Annotated in this window: 1 pseudogene; it reads right to left on the bottom strand. The window is 65.8% G+C overall.

The features are described 5' to 3' along the window. Positions 1-240: pseudogene (locus SB725_RS33645) on the bottom strand (proline/glycine betaine ABC transporter permease); the annotation flags it as partial.

Genomic DNA, 240 nt, shown 5'->3' with positions numbered 1-240 from the left:
AGGGCCAAGGTCTGCAGCAGCTTGTCCCACAGCCCGCGCACGCCGATCAAGGCCAGCAGGGTAACCATCGCCACGCTGCGCAGTACGCTGCGGCTGGCATGCCAGGCGAGCAGCCCGACCAGCAGCAAGAGTGACCACCAGGGCAGCAGGCGCAGCAGGTTCTCCAGGCTTACCAACAGTTGCAGCAGCTGGTCCGAGACGCTGCGCAGGTGATCGCCGTAGTTCAGCACCAGCCAGTCG

Origin of the sequence: Pseudomonas sp. SIMBA_041 (genome assembly GCF_046535095.1) — a bacterium.
GTDB lineage: Bacteria > Pseudomonadota > Gammaproteobacteria > Pseudomonadales > Pseudomonadaceae > Aquipseudomonas > Aquipseudomonas mucoides.
The sequence above is the reverse complement of the archived record's forward strand: the minus strand, read 5'-3'. Positions and strand labels throughout refer to the sequence as shown.